Origin of the sequence: Ornithinimicrobium murale (assembly GCF_003352835.1) — a bacterium.
Taxonomy (GTDB): Bacteria; Actinomycetota; Actinomycetes; order Actinomycetales; family Dermatophilaceae; genus Ornithinicoccus; species Ornithinicoccus muralis.
Genome location: NZ_QLVD01000015.1, coordinates 80,146 through 94,541, shown reverse-complemented (window position 1 = coordinate 94,541; position 14,396 = coordinate 80,146). Strand labels below are relative to the sequence as shown.

The 14,396-nt window shown below is 69.8% G+C and carries 14 protein-coding genes; 9 read left to right on the top strand and 5 right to left on the bottom strand.

What is annotated here, in order from left to right; all coding sequences use genetic code 11:
• Nucleotides 1-35 precede the first annotated feature (35 nt).
• The 3 genes from DPQ65_RS05440 to fabG form a co-directional block, all read right to left on the bottom strand.
• Nucleotides 36-2,234 carry a tetratricopeptide repeat protein gene (locus tag DPQ65_RS05440; RefSeq protein WP_162802026.1) on the bottom strand — a complete coding sequence of 733 codons (2,199 nt, stop codon included), beginning with the start codon at nucleotides 2,232-2,234 and terminating at the stop codon, nucleotides 36-38.
• Between the two features lie 36 nt (nucleotides 2,235-2,270).
• Nucleotides 2,271-3,026: an enoyl-ACP reductase FabI gene (gene fabI, locus DPQ65_RS05435; RefSeq protein ID WP_114906365.1), complete on the bottom strand. Its 756-nt coding sequence runs from the start codon at nucleotides 3,024-3,026 to the stop codon at nucleotides 2,271-2,273.
• A gap of 92 nt (nucleotides 3,027-3,118) precedes the next feature.
• A complete protein-coding gene (fabG, locus tag DPQ65_RS05430) occupies nucleotides 3,119-3,856 on the bottom strand; it encodes a 3-oxoacyl-ACP reductase FabG (protein ID WP_114906364.1) in 738 nt (245 codons plus the stop codon).
• 83 nt (nucleotides 3,857-3,939) lie between these two features.
• On the opposite strand from fabG, the gene DPQ65_RS05425 reads away from it, so the two are divergent.
• The 7 genes from DPQ65_RS05425 to DPQ65_RS05395 all read left to right on the top strand — a co-directional run bounded on the left by DPQ65_RS05425 (nucleotide 3,940) and on the right by DPQ65_RS05395 (nucleotide 8,054).
• Nucleotides 3,940-4,266, top strand: coding sequence for a DUF3099 domain-containing protein (locus DPQ65_RS05425; protein ID WP_162802025.1), 327 nt, complete (start codon nucleotides 3,940-3,942; stop codon nucleotides 4,264-4,266).
• The gene (locus tag DPQ65_RS05420) at nucleotides 4,253-4,456 is read left to right on the top strand and encodes an acetone carboxylase (RefSeq protein ID WP_114906362.1); all 204 of its coding nucleotides are present in this window, start codon (nucleotides 4,253-4,255) and stop codon (nucleotides 4,454-4,456) included. Before DPQ65_RS05425 ends, DPQ65_RS05420 begins: the two co-directional genes overlap by 14 nt.
• Before the next feature lie 2 nt (nucleotides 4,457-4,458).
• Nucleotides 4,459-5,292: an SURF1 family cytochrome oxidase biogenesis protein gene (locus DPQ65_RS05415; protein ID WP_114906361.1), complete on the top strand. Its 834-nt coding sequence runs from the start codon at nucleotides 4,459-4,461 to the stop codon at nucleotides 5,290-5,292.
• 86 nt (nucleotides 5,293-5,378) lie between these two features.
• A complete protein-coding gene (locus tag DPQ65_RS05410) occupies nucleotides 5,379-6,176 on the top strand; it encodes an SDR family oxidoreductase (RefSeq protein WP_114906360.1) in 798 nt (265 codons plus the stop codon).
• Nucleotides 6,177-6,240: 64 nt separating this feature from the next.
• The gene (locus DPQ65_RS05405) at nucleotides 6,241-6,708 is read left to right on the top strand and encodes a universal stress protein (protein WP_114906359.1); all 468 of its coding nucleotides are present in this window, start codon (nucleotides 6,241-6,243) and stop codon (nucleotides 6,706-6,708) included.
• A gap of 33 nt (nucleotides 6,709-6,741) precedes the next feature.
• Nucleotides 6,742-7,200, top strand: a complete 459-nt coding sequence (locus DPQ65_RS05400; protein WP_114906358.1) for a MarR family winged helix-turn-helix transcriptional regulator — start codon at nucleotides 6,742-6,744, stop codon at nucleotides 7,198-7,200.
• Nucleotides 7,197-8,054 (top strand): alpha/beta fold hydrolase, encoded by an 858-nt coding sequence (locus DPQ65_RS05395; RefSeq protein WP_114906357.1) that lies wholly within the window; start codon nucleotides 7,197-7,199, stop codon nucleotides 8,052-8,054. The genes DPQ65_RS05400 and DPQ65_RS05395 overlap by 4 nt, the downstream gene beginning before the upstream one ends.
• 23 nt (nucleotides 8,055-8,077) lie before the next feature.
• On the opposite strand, the gene DPQ65_RS05390 is transcribed toward DPQ65_RS05395, so the two are convergent.
• Entirely contained in the window at nucleotides 8,078-10,051 is a 1,974-nt protein-coding gene (locus DPQ65_RS05390; RefSeq protein ID WP_114906356.1) for an ABC transporter ATP-binding protein, read from the bottom strand.
• 12 nt (nucleotides 10,052-10,063) lie between these two features.
• Nucleotides 10,064-11,662 (bottom strand): ABC-F family ATP-binding cassette domain-containing protein, encoded by a 1,599-nt coding sequence (locus tag DPQ65_RS05385; protein ID WP_114906355.1) that lies wholly within the window; start codon nucleotides 11,660-11,662, stop codon nucleotides 10,064-10,066.
• 113 nt (nucleotides 11,663-11,775) lie between these two features.
• On the opposite strand from DPQ65_RS05385, the gene ypfJ reads away from it, so the two are divergent.
• Together ypfJ and DPQ65_RS05375 are read left to right on the top strand one after the other, a co-directional pair.
• Nucleotides 11,776-12,693 carry a KPN_02809 family neutral zinc metallopeptidase gene (gene ypfJ / locus DPQ65_RS05380; RefSeq protein ID WP_114906354.1) on the top strand — a complete coding sequence of 306 codons (918 nt, stop codon included), beginning with the start codon at nucleotides 11,776-11,778 and terminating at the stop codon, nucleotides 12,691-12,693.
• A gap of 331 nt (nucleotides 12,694-13,024) precedes the next feature.
• On the top strand, nucleotides 13,025-14,356 hold the full coding sequence (locus DPQ65_RS05375; protein WP_114906353.1) for a dicarboxylate/amino acid:cation symporter: 1,332 nt from the start codon (nucleotides 13,025-13,027) through the stop codon (nucleotides 14,354-14,356).
• The last annotated feature ends 40 nt before the right edge of the window (nucleotides 14,357-14,396 follow it).

Below are 14,396 nucleotides of genomic sequence, written 5' to 3'. Positions count from 1 at the left end.
GCTTGACAGGTCCTCGGCCCGGGACGTTGACCCGGTTACGGCTGGGCGGTGCTTCGCAGGTCTTGCGCCAGCGCGAGCAGGTTCTCCCGCTGGGGCGCATCGTCGGTGCCGGTCGCGTGTGTCATCACGTAGTCGATGAGTCGGGCAACGCCGTCCCCTGCGCGGCCGGAGTCCACATCCAGGATCGACTGCAGAGCCACGAGCGCGGCGCTGTCACTGCGCTGCACCGCCACCTGGCCGAGCACGGCCGCCGCCTCCTCGGGCCGCGCCAACTGGCGCAGCGCCGACGCCATGGCCAGCTGCGCGCGGAACCGGTGCGGCTCACGCAGCCGGGCGTTCAGGGCCTCCCGGTAGCGGCTGATGGCCTGGGTCTGTTGTCCGGCCTCCTCAAGGGCTGCCGCTAGCTCAAAGACCAGCCGGGGGTCCTCAGGCGCCTGCTCGAGCAGGGTGCGCGCCGCCTCCAGGCGCTCTGTGGCCGGCTGGTCCTGGATGGCAGCCAGCACCGCCTCGAGCTCGTGCTCGCCGCGTGCAGCGACCACCTTCCGGCGGATCTGGCGCGCCGTGTCCTGGTGTGCTCCGTGCTCGGTGAGCCACTGGACGACCCCCGGACGGTCGCGGTGCACCATGAGGGCCGCGACATCACCGTCGGCGAGGTGTTCCGACAGAGCAGCCAGACCGGCGACCTCGTCCTCGGAGGAGCCGGAGGACACCGCGCCGACGTTGGCCAGGCCCTGGACGAACTGCGCCTCCAGATCCTCGGTGGTGCGGCCTCGCAGGTAGTGCCCCTTGTGCACGATGTGCACCCGGTCTGCGCGGCGCCCGGCGAGCTCCCCCAGCCCGATGAGGATCTCATCGGTCCGGTCCCCGACCCCACCGAGCCCGAGATGGACCCGGTCCCCAGGTGGCCGCAGCCCCTCGGCGACGTTGAGCAGAGCCTCGAGGCCGGCCTCGTTGTGCGCCAGGTCGATGATCATCGTCGCGGTGCCACCCGCGGGCAGTGGCAGAGTCCAGACGTTCATCCGGCCCGGGTTGTGCTCCAGGTCGGGCGCAAAGGTGCGCAGGCCCTCGATGACCGCCTCGCGCGGCAGCCCAAGCCCCAGGCCTCCCGCCGTCGCCGCCAGGGCGTTGGCGAGGTTGTGCTCGGACAGGCCCGACAGGGTCATCGGGACGTCCAGGATGCGGATGAGTCGGTCGGGGTCGGCGCCCCGACGCAGGATGACGATGTCGCCCTGAAGCACGGTCATGCCACGGCCCCCGCGCTCCACGGTCTCCCGGAGTGCCGGCGAGTCCGGGTCGAGGCTGAACATCCAGATCCGCCCGCTGGCCTCTGTCGCCATCGCCCGCACGCGGGGGTCGTCACCGTTGAGGACCACCCACCCCTCCTTGCGGGTGACCCGGGTGATGATCGACTTGACCTCCGCGAGCTGGTCGACGGTGTCGATCCCCTGCACCCCCAGGTGGTCCGCGGTGACATTGGTGACAATGCTCACGTCGTTGTGGGAGACCCCCATCCCCTTGAGCAGCAGCCCGCCACGGGCGGTTTCGAGCAGACCGAGCTGGACCGACCTGTCCTCCAGGACATTTCGGCCACCTGAGGGGCCGGAGTAGTCCCCGGCGACCTTGATCTCGCCCTGGATGAAGACGCCCTCTGTCGAGCTCCAGCCACAGCGCAGGCCGGCCGTCATGCCCATGTGCGCGAGCAGTCTCGTCGTCGAGGTCTTGCCGTTGGTGCCGGTGATGGAGGCGACCGGGATCCGGGGCCGGATCTGGTTCGGGCGGGAGGAGTCCTCGGCCGAGCGCACCCCGGCCGCAGCGTCGGCCAGGAGCTCCTCGGCCGAGCCACCCGCCAGGAGTCCCTGCAGGACGGGGCCCAGGGCCTCGCCCAGCGCGATGGCACGGCCCCGGTGTCGCCAGGGGAAGGCAACGACGACCGAGTTGAGGTCAGTGCCGACGCGGCCACGCACGCCCACCCGGCTGGGCACCGCGTCCGAGATCCGCCGCAGCACCGTGCCGGCCAGTCGGCTGAGGAAGCGCTGGCGCTGCTCCGTGCCGGGTTTGCCGGGCACCGCGCGGCGCAGGCCCACCACCGCTGCTATCGCGGTCGCACTCTCTGCGTCCAGGGCCTGATAGCCCTCCAGCGAGAGGCTCACCTTGACCGCCGGACGGGCGAAGTACAGGTTCGGCCCCTCGAGCAGGCGCACCTCGGTCACCTGGACCGTGGGGGCCTCAGTCATCGTCGTGGCTGGCCGGTCGGGAGGGCGTCATCGTGGTCAGAAGCCCATCGCGTGGAAGCCGCCGTCCACGTGCACGATCTCGCCGGTGGTCGCCGGGAACCAGTCGGACAGCAGCGCCACGCACGCCTTGGCCGCCGGCTCGGCGTCGCGCAGGTCCCACCCCAGCGGTGAGCGCTCACCCCACTTCTCGAACTGCTCGAACATCGGGATAGATCGCGCAGCGGTGGTGGCGATCGGACCGGCCGAGACCAGGTTGGACCGGATCCCCTTGGGCCCTAGATCACGGGCCAGATAGCGGTTGGTCGACTCGAATGCCGCCTTCGCCACCCCCATCCAGTCATAGACCGGCCACGCCTTGGTCGCATCGAGGGTCAGCCCGACCACGCTGCCCCCCTCGCCCATCAGCGGCAACGAGGCCACCGTCAGGGACTTCAGCGAGTAGGCCGACACCTGCACTGCTGTGGCCACGTCCTCCCAGTCTGCCTCCAGGAAGTTGAACGCGCCCGCCGGAGCGAACCCGATGGAGTGCACCACCCCGTCCAGGTGGTCGGTGTGCTCCCTCAACCGCTCGGCCAGGGTGTCCAGGTGCTCCTGGTCGGACACGTCCAGCTCGATGACCTCAGGGGTCGTAGGCAGCCGCTTGGCGATCGACTGGGTGATCCGGAAGGTGCGCCCGAAGGACGTGAGGATCACCTCGGCCCCCTGCTCCTGTGCCAGTCGAGCGACGTGGAAGGCGATGGATGAGTCCATGAGGACTCCGGTGACGAGGAGCTTCTTTCCTTCGAGCAGCATGGTGAGCAGACTAGCGTCCCGCAGGCGTCACGCCGACGAGCCCGACGACCGGTGTCGTGACCGCGACGCCTGGAGCCGGCTGATGCAGCCCGTCAGTGGCCCATACCCAGTCCGCCATCGACCGGGATCACGGCACCGCTGATATAGCCGGCGTCCGGACCGGCGAGAAAGCGAACGACTCCGGCGACCTCGTCCGGGGAAGCGAAGCGGCCAGCGGGGATGCCGGCGAGGTACTGCTTCTGCCGCTCCTCGGGCAGCTCGGCGGTCATCTCGGTCTCGATGAAGCCGGGCGCGACGACGTTGGCGGTGATCCCCCGCCCGCCCAGCTCGCGGGTGATGGACCGCGCCAGGCCCACCAGGGCTGACTTGGACGCGGCGTAGTTGGTCTGTCCCGGCGATCCGTAGAGCCCGACCACCGAGGAGACCAGGATGATGCGGCCGTGCCGCAGCCGCATCATGCCTTTGGATGCACGCCGGGCGCACCGGAAGGCACCCGTCAGGTTGGTCTCGACCACCGAGGTGAAGTCCTCATCGCTCATCCGCATCAGCAGGGTGTCCTTGGTGATGCCGGCGTTGGCGACCAGCACGTCGATGGGACGCCCCAGGAGCTCCTCCGCCTCGGTGAAGGCGCGGTCCACGCTGTCGGAGTCGGTGACGTCGCAGATCACGCCGCGTAGCCCCTCGGGTGGCGTGCCACTGCGATGTGTGATGAGCACGTCGTCGCCGGCTGCGGCGAAGGCCCGCGCGATGGCCAGGCCGATGCCGCGGTTGCCGCCGGTCACCAGGACGCTGCGGGGTGAGGGAGTGTCGGGCTGCTGGGTCTGGGTCACGGGGCAACGGTAGCCCGTGGGGTGTTCGTGCACGAGTGCGCCACCGGCCCGACACACTCAGCCGAGCGACGTATCGTGGAGGGGTGCGTAGGAAGAAGGTCACCCAGGGGGTGACGACGGTCGGCCGGTCACCCAAGGAGGACCGGGACCAGCGCATGCGCAGCTACCTGATCGCCATGGCGATCCGCACGCTCTCCTTCCCGCTGGCGGTCTGGGCACTGCTCAGCGGGTGGATCGTGGTCGGCGTGCTGCTCGCGCTCGCAGCCACCTTCCTCCCCCAGGTGGCGGTCATGATCGCCAATGCGGTCGATCACCGGACGGCTCCGGCAGGCAGCCTGACCTCCCCGACCCTGTCGCTCCCGCCCGCCGACCGCCCGGACCAAGAGTCCGGCCGTGATGCTGACCTGTAGCGCCAAGGGCTGCCGCGCCACGGCGACCCACGGAGTGGTCTGGAACAACCCCAAGGTCCACCAGCCGGAGCGCCGCAAGGTGTGGCTGGCCTGCCTCGATCACCGGGAGTCCCTGAGCGCCTTCCTCTCGGTGCGTGGGTTCCTCATCGAGGTCCTGCCCGTCGACCAGCTCGGCGAGCGGGACGGCTGACATTGCTGCGCAGCCTTCTCGCCCCCCGGTGGCTGGGATACCTCGCTCTGGGCGTGGTCTTCGCGGTCGTCACCGTGCTGCTCGGCAACTGGCAGTTCTCCCGGCACGAGGAAAAGGTGGCCGCCAGCGACCGGGTCGAGGCCCACTACGACGCCGAGCCGGTCCCCCTCGAGGACGTCCTCGCCGAGGACGGCACCCCTCTCCCGGAGCGCGCGGAGTGGACGCGGGTCCGGGTCAGCGGTGAGTATGCCGTGGACCAGCAGCTCTATGTCCGGAACCGCCCCCTGCACAAGACCTATGGCTACGAGATCGTGGTCCCGTTGGACACGCCGACCGGCACCTTGGCAGTGGACCGGGGCTGGGCGCCCAACGCGGAGAACGCTGCCACCCTCCCTGAGGTGCCACCTGCACCTGAGGGTGAGGTTGAGGTGCTGGGATGGTTGCGCCCCGGTGAGGTGGACCTCGAGCGGGACATGCCGCCGGAGCAACTGGCCTCGATCAACCTCGCGGCCGCCGAGCAGCGGTGGGAGCGTCGTGTGCTGGGCGCCTACCTGGTCCTGGAGGAGGAGCAGTATGCCGACGGGTCGGCCGAGCAGATCCCTCGCCCGACGCCGCTGGCTGAGCCGCGAACCGACCTCGGGTCACACTTCGCCTACTCCCTGCAGTGGTGGCTGACCTCTCCGGTGCTCCTGATCCTGGTTCTGGTGATGGCCCGCCGGGAGTGGCTCGAGGGCGAGGGTGGCGTCAGGAGGGCGGAGCAGGCGGCACGACAGGGGAAGCCGGCCACACCCGTCAAGCCCAAGAAGGTGCGCATCTGGGACGAGGAGGACTGGTAACTGGCTGGGACGAGGACGACTGGTAACTGGCTGGGACGACGAGGACTGGTAACTGGCTACCCATCGCTCCGTGCCACGATGAGCGCATGGATCTCGGACTGGCTGGACGCGGCTATATCGTCACCGGCGGCTCCCGGGGCCTGGGTCGGGCCACCGCTGAGCACCTGGTCGCGGACGGTGCCCAGGTGCTGGTCGTCGGGCGAGACGCGGCGCAGGCCGAGCGCACGGCCCAGGAGTTGAGCGACGGTGCGCTGGCCGGCGGTGAGCTGACCGAACGCCGCGAGGGCATGGCCTACGGCCTCTCGGCTGACCTGGCCGACGCCGGTGCCGCAGCAGCCATCCTCGAGGCGGCCCAGAGACACCTGGACAGCATCGACGGCGCCGTTCTGAGCGTCGGCGGGCCGCCCGCGGGTCCGCTCCGGGAGACGACCGACCAGGAGTGGCGCGCTGCCTTCGAGCAGGTCCACCTCGGCCCGTTGCGCCTGGCCAGGACCCTCCTGGAGTCGGCCACCCGGCCGTTGGCGATCACCTTCGTGCTCTCGACCTCGGTGCGCACACCGCTGCCCGACCTGGCCATCTCCAACGGGCTCCGTCCGGGGCTGGCCATGGCCGCCAAGACGATGGCGCAGGAGTACGGCGCCAGTGGCCACCGCATCAACTGTGTCCTGCCCGGACGGTTCGACACCGACCGCGTGCGGGAGCTGGAGAAGGCCACTGACGACCCCGCCGGACACCGGGCGGCGCACGCCAGGACGGTCCCGCTCGGGCGGCTCGGACAGCCCGAGGAGTTCGGGGCGGTGGCGGCTTTTGTGACCTCGCCGATCGCCTCTTTCATGACCGGCTCCCTCACGACCGTCGATGGCGGGCAGACCCAGGCCCTGTGACGTGGTGACGGATAAGGTCTGACCGGGCGCGGACCGCCCACCACTGTCGATCAGAGGAGCCGGCATGCCCGTCGCTGTTGCCCACAATGCTGATGCCGAGGGTCGCGCGGCCGTGGCCGCTGCCCTGGACTGGGCGCAGGTCCACGACACGACCCTGCTGGTCCTGCATGTGCAGGACACGGGACGCGACGGGGCCAGCGGCACACCGGCCGACGCAGCCGAGGTGACGGCTGTGGCCAAGGATGTCGAGGACGTGATCGGCGAGCGTGGCGGCCCGACTGCCCCGCAGTGGAAGGTGGTGTCCACCACGTCCGCGAGCGAGGTGCCGTCTGCCCTGCTGCGGCTGTGTGCCGAACACGACGCCGAGGTCCTGGTGATCGGGTCCCGCCGGCGCTCCGAGGTCGGCAAGTTCTTCCTGGGCGGCACGACCCAGCGGATCCTGCTGGACAGCCCGATCCCGGTGCTCGTCGTGAAGGGTCCTGAGGCCCTGTCGCGCCCTTTCGTCGTGGCCGCGCGAGCAACAGTTGATTGACAAGACGCTTGTCATTATGACAGGATCTTTGTCATGTCAGCCGATCGTGAGCTCTATGCCGTCCTCCAACGGATCCGCCCGGTCCACGAGCTGTCTGCTCGTGCCGTCGGCGCGGGGCTGGAGGGCAGCAGCCTGACCGTCCCCCTGCGCGCGGTGCTTGAGCGTCTGCACGTCGAGGGACCCCAGACGGTCCCGTCCATCGCCCGGAGCCTGTATGTCACTCGACAGGGAGTCCAGGCGCTGGTGGACCGGGCCAAGGAGCTGGGCCTGGCGCAGACCCGGCCGAACCCGGAGCACCGCCGTTCGCACCTGGTGGCGCTGACCACCGCCGGTGAGCGGGAGTTCACGGCTCTGCACGCCGCCGAGCTCGATCGCCTCGGTCCCCTGGCCGAGGGCCTGAACAGCGAGGACATCGCCGCGTGCGTCCGGGTCCTGGACCACGTGATCGGCGGTCTGACCCGCCTCACCGCGACCGAAAGGAACCACGCATGACCACCACCCAGAACCTCCAGCGGCTCGACCTGCCATCGGGTCACCTCAGTTATGCCCGGAAAGGCAGCGGCACGCCACCGGTCGTCCTCCTTCACGCAGGCTACGTCGACCACCGGATGTATGCCCGTGAGCTCGCCCACCTGGCGCAACGGACCACCACGGTGGTCCCCGACGCCCGCACGCACGGCTGGTCCTCCTCGGGCACCGCGCCGTTCCGCCAGTGCGACGACCTGGCGGCCCTGATCCGGCACCTGGACCTCGGGCCCGCCGTGCTGATCGGCACCAGCATGGGGGCCGGGACCGCCGTCGACACCGCACTGGAGCACCCCGACCTGGTGCTGGCGCTGGTGCTCAGCGGCGCGGGCACCAACGAGCCGACGTTCGCTGATCCGGTGGCCATCGAGCAGAACCGACGGGTGCAGGAAGCGGCCGCGGCGATGGACGCCCATGCCTGGTTGGCGGCAACCCTGGAGTGGGTCGCGGGACCGCAGCGCAGTCTCGAGGAGGTTGACCCGACCGTGCTGGAGCTGGTGAACCGCATGCACGAGCACTTCGTCAGCACCCACATCAGGCCGGACCTGGTGCCCCCGGAGCACGTCACCGGGTCCTGGGCGCGGCTCACCGAGATCACGGTGCCGGTCCTCGGGATCGTGGGCGAGCTGGACTATGTCGACCACCACCGGATGACAGAGCGCGCGGTCAGCTCAGTCGTGGACGGACGTGGCGTGGTCACGATCCCGGGAGCGGGGCACTACCCCAACCTGGAGCAACCAGCGCAGTGGGAGCGCACCGTTGACACCTTCCTGGACACGGTGCTCGGGCGCCGAGCTCAGCAGGGACGTCGGCTGACCTGAGGACCGTCGGCCCGGCGACACCCTCAGTCCGCGCCCGCGGCGCCGGGAGCAGCCGGGTGGCGGTCCGTGCGGAACTGCGTGTCGTGCAGGGTCCGGTAGAGCCCACCCCGGGCCAGCAGCTCCTCGTGCGTGCCGCGTTGGATGATCCGGCCCTGGTCCATCACCAGGATCTGGTCGGCCCCACGGATCGTGCTCAGCCGGTGCGCGATCACGATCGAGGTGCGCCCGGTCAGGGCCTCGTCCAGGGCCCGCTGCACGGCCACCTCGGACTCACTGTCGAGGTGAGCGGTCGCCTCGTCCAGCAGCACGACCGCCGGTGACTTCAGCAGGAGGCGGGCGATGGCCAGGCGCTGCTTCTCGCCACCGGAGAGGCGGTGCCCCCGGTCGCCCACCACAGTGTCGACTCCCTCGGGCAGCCGCTCGACCAGGTCCCACACCTGCGCTGAGCGCAGGGCCGCCTCCAGTTGGTCGGTCGTGGCACCGGGCGCGGCATAGAGCAGGTTGGCCCGGATGGTGTCGTTGAACATGTGGGCCTCCTGCGTCACCACCCCGATGGTGCGCGACAGGCTCGCGAAGGTGGTCTCGCGCAGATCCACTCCCCCGATGCGGACGCTGCCCTCGGTCGGGTCGTAGAGCCGCGACACCAGGGTCGTGAACGTCGACTTGCCCGCCCCGCTGGGACCCACCAGCGCCACCAGCTCCCCGGCTCTGATGTGGGTCGTGATGTCCTGCAGCACCCGGGCGCCGTCGCCGACCGCAGTGTCCGGGTCAGGAGTGTCCTGCTTCCCGGCCTCGCTCCTCGAAGGGTCCGGTCTCGGGGCCGCCGAACCCGTGCGGCTCTCCAGGGAGGCGATCGAGACCTCGGCTGCCCCGGGATAGGCGAAGCTGACCCCGTCGAGCTCGACGTCCACGGGACCGTCCGGCAGGGCGATCGCCGCCTCGTCCTCCTGCACGAGAGGCTCGAGGTCCAGGACCTCGAAGATCCGCTCGAAGGAGACCAGGGCCGTCATGATGTCGACGCGGACGTTGGACAGGGCGGTCAACGGCCCGTACATCCTGCCGAGCAGGGCGGCCATGGCGACCAGGGTGCCGACCGACAGGTCGCCGGCCACGGCCATCAGCCCGCCCAGCCCATAGACCAGGGCGGTGGCCAGCGCGGCCACCAGGCCGAGACCGGCCATGAAGATCACCCGGTTGACCGAGATCTGGACCCCGGCGTCGCGCACCCCCCGGGCGCGATCGGCATACTCGGCGTCCTCCTGGGCCGGCCGACCGAACAGCCGCACCAAGAGCGCTCCCCCGACGTTGAACCGCTCGGTCATCCGGGTGGCCAGGTCGGCGTTGAGAGTCATCTGCCGACGGGTCAGCTGTGAGAGGCGTTGGCCCATCCGGTGCGCCGGGATGAGGAAGATCGGCAGCAGCAGGAGCGCCAGGAGTGTGATCACCCAGGACATCGTGACCAGGGCACCGAGAATCAGGGCCAACGAGACCACGTTGCTGACCAGTCCCGACAGGATGCTGGTGAACGCCGTCTGGGCGCCGATGACGTCGGTGTTGAGTCGGTTGACCAGGGCACCGGTCTGGGCCCGGGTGAAGAAGGCGATCGGCTGTCGCAGCACGTGGGAGAAGACCTGCGTGCGCAGGTTGAGAATCAGGCCTTCACCGATGCGCGAACCATAGAACCGGGTGACGACGGTGAGCCCCGCCTCGACGACGGCCAGACCCGCGACAACCAACCCGAGGGTGATCACCACGCCGCGGTCCTGGGGAATGACGCCGTGATCGATGATCCGGCCGAGCAGGAGCGGCGTGGCCACCCCGAGGGCCGCGACGATGATGGTCAGGATCAGGAACAGGGTGATATCGGAACGGAACGGGCGACCGTAGCCCAGGACGCGCCGTCCCGTGCCTTCCTGCAGTCGTCGGTCGCGGACCGAGCGGTCCCGGGTGAAGCCGCGCATCGTGGCGCCGGGGCCGTTCCCCATGCCCATGCTCATCTCAGGTCACGCTCATGCCAGGGAGATGAGGTCCTGGTAGTCCTGGTTCCACAGGTCCTCCACCCCGTCGGGCAGCAGCAGCACCCGCTCCGGCTCCAGGGCCGCCACCGCGCCCTCGTCGTGGCTGACCAGGACGACCGCGCCCTCATAGGTGCGCAGCGCCGCGAGGACCTCCTCACGGGAGGCGGGGTCCAGGTTGTTGGTGGGCTCGTCCAGGAGCAGCACGTTGGCGGCGGAGACCACGAGCATGGCCAGGGCCAGCCGGGTCTTCTCACCACCGGAGAGCACGCCGGCCGGTTTGTCCACGTCGTCACCGCTGAACAGGAAGGACCCCAGCACCTTGCGCGTCTCGGTGTCGTCCAGGTCGGGGGCGGAGGTGCGCATGTTCTCCAGGACCGACCGGGACACATCGAGCGTCTCGTGCTCCTGGGCGTAGTAGCCGAGCTTCAGGCCGTGGCCCGGCTCCACCTGGCCGGTGTCCGGCTCGTCGAGCCCGGCGAGCAGCCGCAGCAGGGTCGTCTTGCCCGCGCCGTTGAGACCGAGCACGACCACCCGGGACCCGCGGTCGATGTTGAGGTCCACGTCGGTGAAGATCTCCAGGGACCCGTAGGATCGGGACAGACCGGTGGCCGACAACGGTGTCTTGCCGCACGGTGCCGGGCTGGGGAAGCGCAGCTTGGCGACCTTGTCGGTGGCCCGCTCCGCGTCGAGCCCGGCCAGCAGCTTCTGTGCGCGGCGTGCCATGTTCTGTGCCGCGACCGCCTTGGTGGCCTTGGCCCGCATCTTGTCTGCCTGGGCCATCAGGACCGCGGCCTTCTTCTCGGCGTTGGCCCGCTCCCGCTTGCGGCGACGCTCGTCGGTCTCCCGCTGCTGCAGATAGGTCTTCCAGCCCATGTTGTACTCGTCGATCTCACCGCGGTTGGCGTCCAGGTGGAAGACCCGGTTGACGACCTGCTCGATGAGTTCGACGTCGTGGGAGATCACCAGGAGTCCACCTGGGTAGTTCTTCAGGTAGTCCCGCAGCCACACGATCGAGTCGGCGTCGAGGTGGTTGGTCGGTTCGTCCAGCAGCAGGGTCGATGCCCCGCTGAACAGGATCCGGGCCAGTTCGATGCGGCGGCGCTGACCGCCGGAGAGCGTGGCCAGCGGCTGGTCGAGCACCCGTGTCGGTAGTCCCAGGCTGGTGGCAATGGACGCGGCCTCGGACTCGGCGGCGTAGCCGCCGCGCGCGGTGAACTCGGCGTCGAGGCGGGTATAGCGGCCCATGGCCCGCTCCTGCACCGCGGCGTCGTCGCTGGCCATGCCCTCCTCGGCCGTCCGCAGGTCCCGGATCACGGTGTCCAGGCCGCGAGCGGCCAGGATGCGGTCGCGCCCCAGCACGTGCAGGTCCCCGGTGCGGGGGTCCTGGGGAAGGTACCCCACATCGCCGCGGCGGGTCACGGCTCCGGCAGCGGGCTCGGCCTCGCCGGCCAGCACCTTGGTCAGGGTGGTCTTGCCAGCGCCGTTGCGCCCGACCAGACCGACCCGGTCCCCGGGAGCGACCTGGAAGGCGACCTCGTCCATCAGGAGCCGGGAGCCCGCACGCAACTCGACGCCCGAGACAGTGATCACGAACAGGACTCCTTGGGGACGGCATGCTTGCGCAAGAGGTGCTAAGTGGGCGTGCGGTGGCTAGTCTACGATCGCGGCGCACCGTCCCGCGAATGAGATAGAGCGGAGAGAGCATGACCTTCAAGGAGAACGCCCGGCTCGACACCAGCCAGGTCCGTAGCGGCGGTGGCGGAGGCGGTCGCCGGGGCGGCGGCGGCATGGTGGCCGGCGGAGGGGTCGGCGGCATCATCCTGCTCGTGCTCTACCTGATCTTCGGCGGTGGTCTGGGCGGCGCTGGCGGCGGCGCCGCAGGCGGTCAGAGCTGGAACTTCAGCGGCAACGAGGTGACCGCCGGAGGTGAGGGTGTCTCCGACGACTTCTCCCACTGCCAGACCGGCGCGGACGCCAACGAGCACCGGGACTGCCTGGTGATCGGCACCGTGAACAGCGTCCAGGCCTTCTGGACCAGCGCCTGGTCGGACTACCAGCCGGCCCAGACCGTGATCTTCTCCGGCGTGGTCGAGACCGGGTGCGGAACCGCCAACAGCCAGGTCGGGCCGTTCTACTGCCCGCTGGACCAGCAGGTCTATATCGACGTCAGCTTCTTCGACCAGTTGGAGCAGCTGGGCGGCGACGGCGGCTCCCTCTCCCAGATGTATGTCGTCGGGCACGAGTACGGTCACCACGTCCAGAACCTCAACGGCGTCCTCGGCCGGGCCCAGCAGGACCCGCAGGGCCCGGAGTCAGGAGCCGTCCGCGTGGAGCTGCAGGCCGACTGCTACGCGGGTGTCTGGGTGGCCCACGCGGACGGCACGCGCCTGGGACAGGAGGACCAGGCGATCCTGGAGCCGGTCACCCAGGGTCAGATCGACTCGGCCCTCTCTGCGGCGGAGGCGGTCGGGGACGACCGCATCCAGGAGCAGATGCAAGGGCGGGTCACCCCGGAGAACTGGACCCATGGCTCCTCCGAGCAGCGCCAGAAGTGGTTCATGACCGGCTATGAGTCCGGTGACCCCAACCAGTGCAACACCTTCAGCGGGGACCTGGGCTGATGACAGGCCGTTTCGGCTTCGTGCCGCAGCGGCCGTCATTATGAGCCACATCACAGAATGGATGGGGCAGTCGGGAATAGGGGTGGCCGCCACGGAGGTTCGATGATCGTGCGACACAACGTGTGGGGACTGACTCGACGCCTTGACGTCGATCTGTTGCGCCACACCACGTGCCGTTGTCGTCTCTCTCGCTCCTGAGGACGACCTTTCCACGAGGTTGCACCTCCCGCCGCACCACGCGGCCCCTGACTCTCGGTCGAGCACGACTCCCGAGGGTCTTTCCTCCATGCACCCCACCGGGGTGCACCCTGCCCGAAAGGCTCACTGCCCCATGCTCACTCGCCTGCGCCGCATCACCTTCGGCACCCAAGTCCTGATTGGCCTCGTCCTCGGCGTCGTCCTCGGACTGCTCGCCCGACAGCTGGGCGGCGGCGCCGATGACCCCAACTGGCTCACCGAGACGCTCACCATCATCGGCTCGGCCTTCGTCACCCTGCTGCGTGCCATCGTGCCGCCCTTGGTCTTCCTGGCCATCGTCAGCTCGATCGCCAACCTGCGCGAGGTGACGGGCGCTGCCCGGCTTGCCTGGCAGACCCTGTTCTGGTTTGCCGTGACAGCCCTGGCCTCGGTCGCCATCGGCATGGCCGTCGGCCTGGTCATCAACCCGGCTCGGGGCACCTCGGTGACCGGCGCGGACGCCATGGCGCCGGGCTCGAGCGGCTCCTGGCTAGACTTCCTGACCGGACTGATCCCCGCCAACATGCTCGGCCTGCAGGGCTCGGCCGGGGACGACGGCAGCGTCGGCCTGTCCTTCAACGTGCTCCAGATCCTGATCGTAGCGATCGCCTTCGGCATCGCCGCCCTCAAGGTCGGCCAGGCGGCCGAACCCTTCCTGGACATCACCCGATCGGCGCTGGCAGTGGTCCAGAAGGTGCTGTGGTGGGTCATCCTGCTCGCGCCCCTGGCCACCGTCGGACTGCTCGGCAAGGCCGTGGCCACCTACGGCTGGGACGCCCTGGGGTCCCTGGGCTGGTATGCCGTGGCCATCTACGTGGGTCTCGCCCTTGTGCTGACCGTGCTCTACCCCGTGATCCTGCGGGCGCACAACCTGTCGGTCAAGCAGTTCTTCACCGGCGCCTGGCCGGCGATCCAGCTCGCTTTCGTCTCCCGCTCCTCGATCGGCACGCTGCCGGTCACGCAGGCGGTCACGGAGAAGAACCTCGGGGTGCCGCGGGCCTACAGTTCCTTCGCCGTGCCGCTGGGCGCCACCACCAAGATGGACGGCTGCGCCGCGGTCTATCCGGCGATTTCCGCGATCTTCGTCGCCCAGTTCTTCGGAGTGAACCTGGGGATCACCGACTACCTGCTCATCGCGTTCGTCTCGGTCATCGGCTCCGCGGCCACCGCTGGCGTGACCGGGGCGATGGTCATGCTCACCCTCACGCTGTCCACCATCGGTCTGCCGCTGGAGGGTGTCGGCCTGCTGCTGGCGATCGACCCGATCCTGGACATGGGGCGCACTGCCACCAACGTCGCCGGACAGGCTCTGGTGCCCACGATCGTCGCGGCCCGCGAGGGCATCCTCGACAAGGATGCCTACAACGCGCCCCGGGCGGGACAGGCCTGGCGGGAGGAGGCGGAGACGACCCTCGCCACCGCCTGACCAGCTGAGCTGGTGCCCAACGGGCTGTCCACCCCACGGA

What these genes read in the sequence shown, in the direction of transcription:
- DPQ65_RS05440 (WP_162802026.1), bottom strand. Translation starts at nt 2,234, where the DNA reads ATGACTGAGGCCCCCACGGTCCAGGTGACCGAGGTGCGCCTGCTCGAG.
- fabI (WP_114906365.1), bottom strand. Translation starts at nt 3,026, where the DNA reads ATGCTGCTCGAAGGAAAGAAGCTCCTCGTCACCGGAGTCCTCATGGAC.
- DPQ65_RS05420 (WP_114906362.1), top strand. Translation starts at nt 4,253, where the DNA reads ATGCTGACCTGTAGCGCCAAGGGCTGCCGCGCCACGGCGACCCACGGA.
- DPQ65_RS05410 (WP_114906360.1), top strand. Translation starts at nt 5,379, where the DNA reads ATGGATCTCGGACTGGCTGGACGCGGCTATATCGTCACCGGCGGCTCC.
- DPQ65_RS05405 (WP_114906359.1), top strand. Translation starts at nt 6,241, where the DNA reads ATGCCCGTCGCTGTTGCCCACAATGCTGATGCCGAGGGTCGCGCGGCC.
- DPQ65_RS05400 (WP_114906358.1), top strand. Translation starts at nt 6,742, where the DNA reads ATGTCAGCCGATCGTGAGCTCTATGCCGTCCTCCAACGGATCCGCCCG.
- DPQ65_RS05395 (WP_114906357.1), top strand. Translation starts at nt 7,197, where the DNA reads ATGACCACCACCCAGAACCTCCAGCGGCTCGACCTGCCATCGGGTCAC.
- DPQ65_RS05390 (WP_114906356.1), bottom strand. Translation starts at nt 10,051, where the DNA reads ATGAGCATGGGCATGGGGAACGGCCCCGGCGCCACGATGCGCGGCTTC.
- ypfJ (WP_114906354.1), top strand. Translation starts at nt 11,776, where the DNA reads ATGACCTTCAAGGAGAACGCCCGGCTCGACACCAGCCAGGTCCGTAGC.
- DPQ65_RS05375 (WP_114906353.1), top strand. Translation starts at nt 13,025, where the DNA reads ATGCTCACTCGCCTGCGCCGCATCACCTTCGGCACCCAAGTCCTGATT.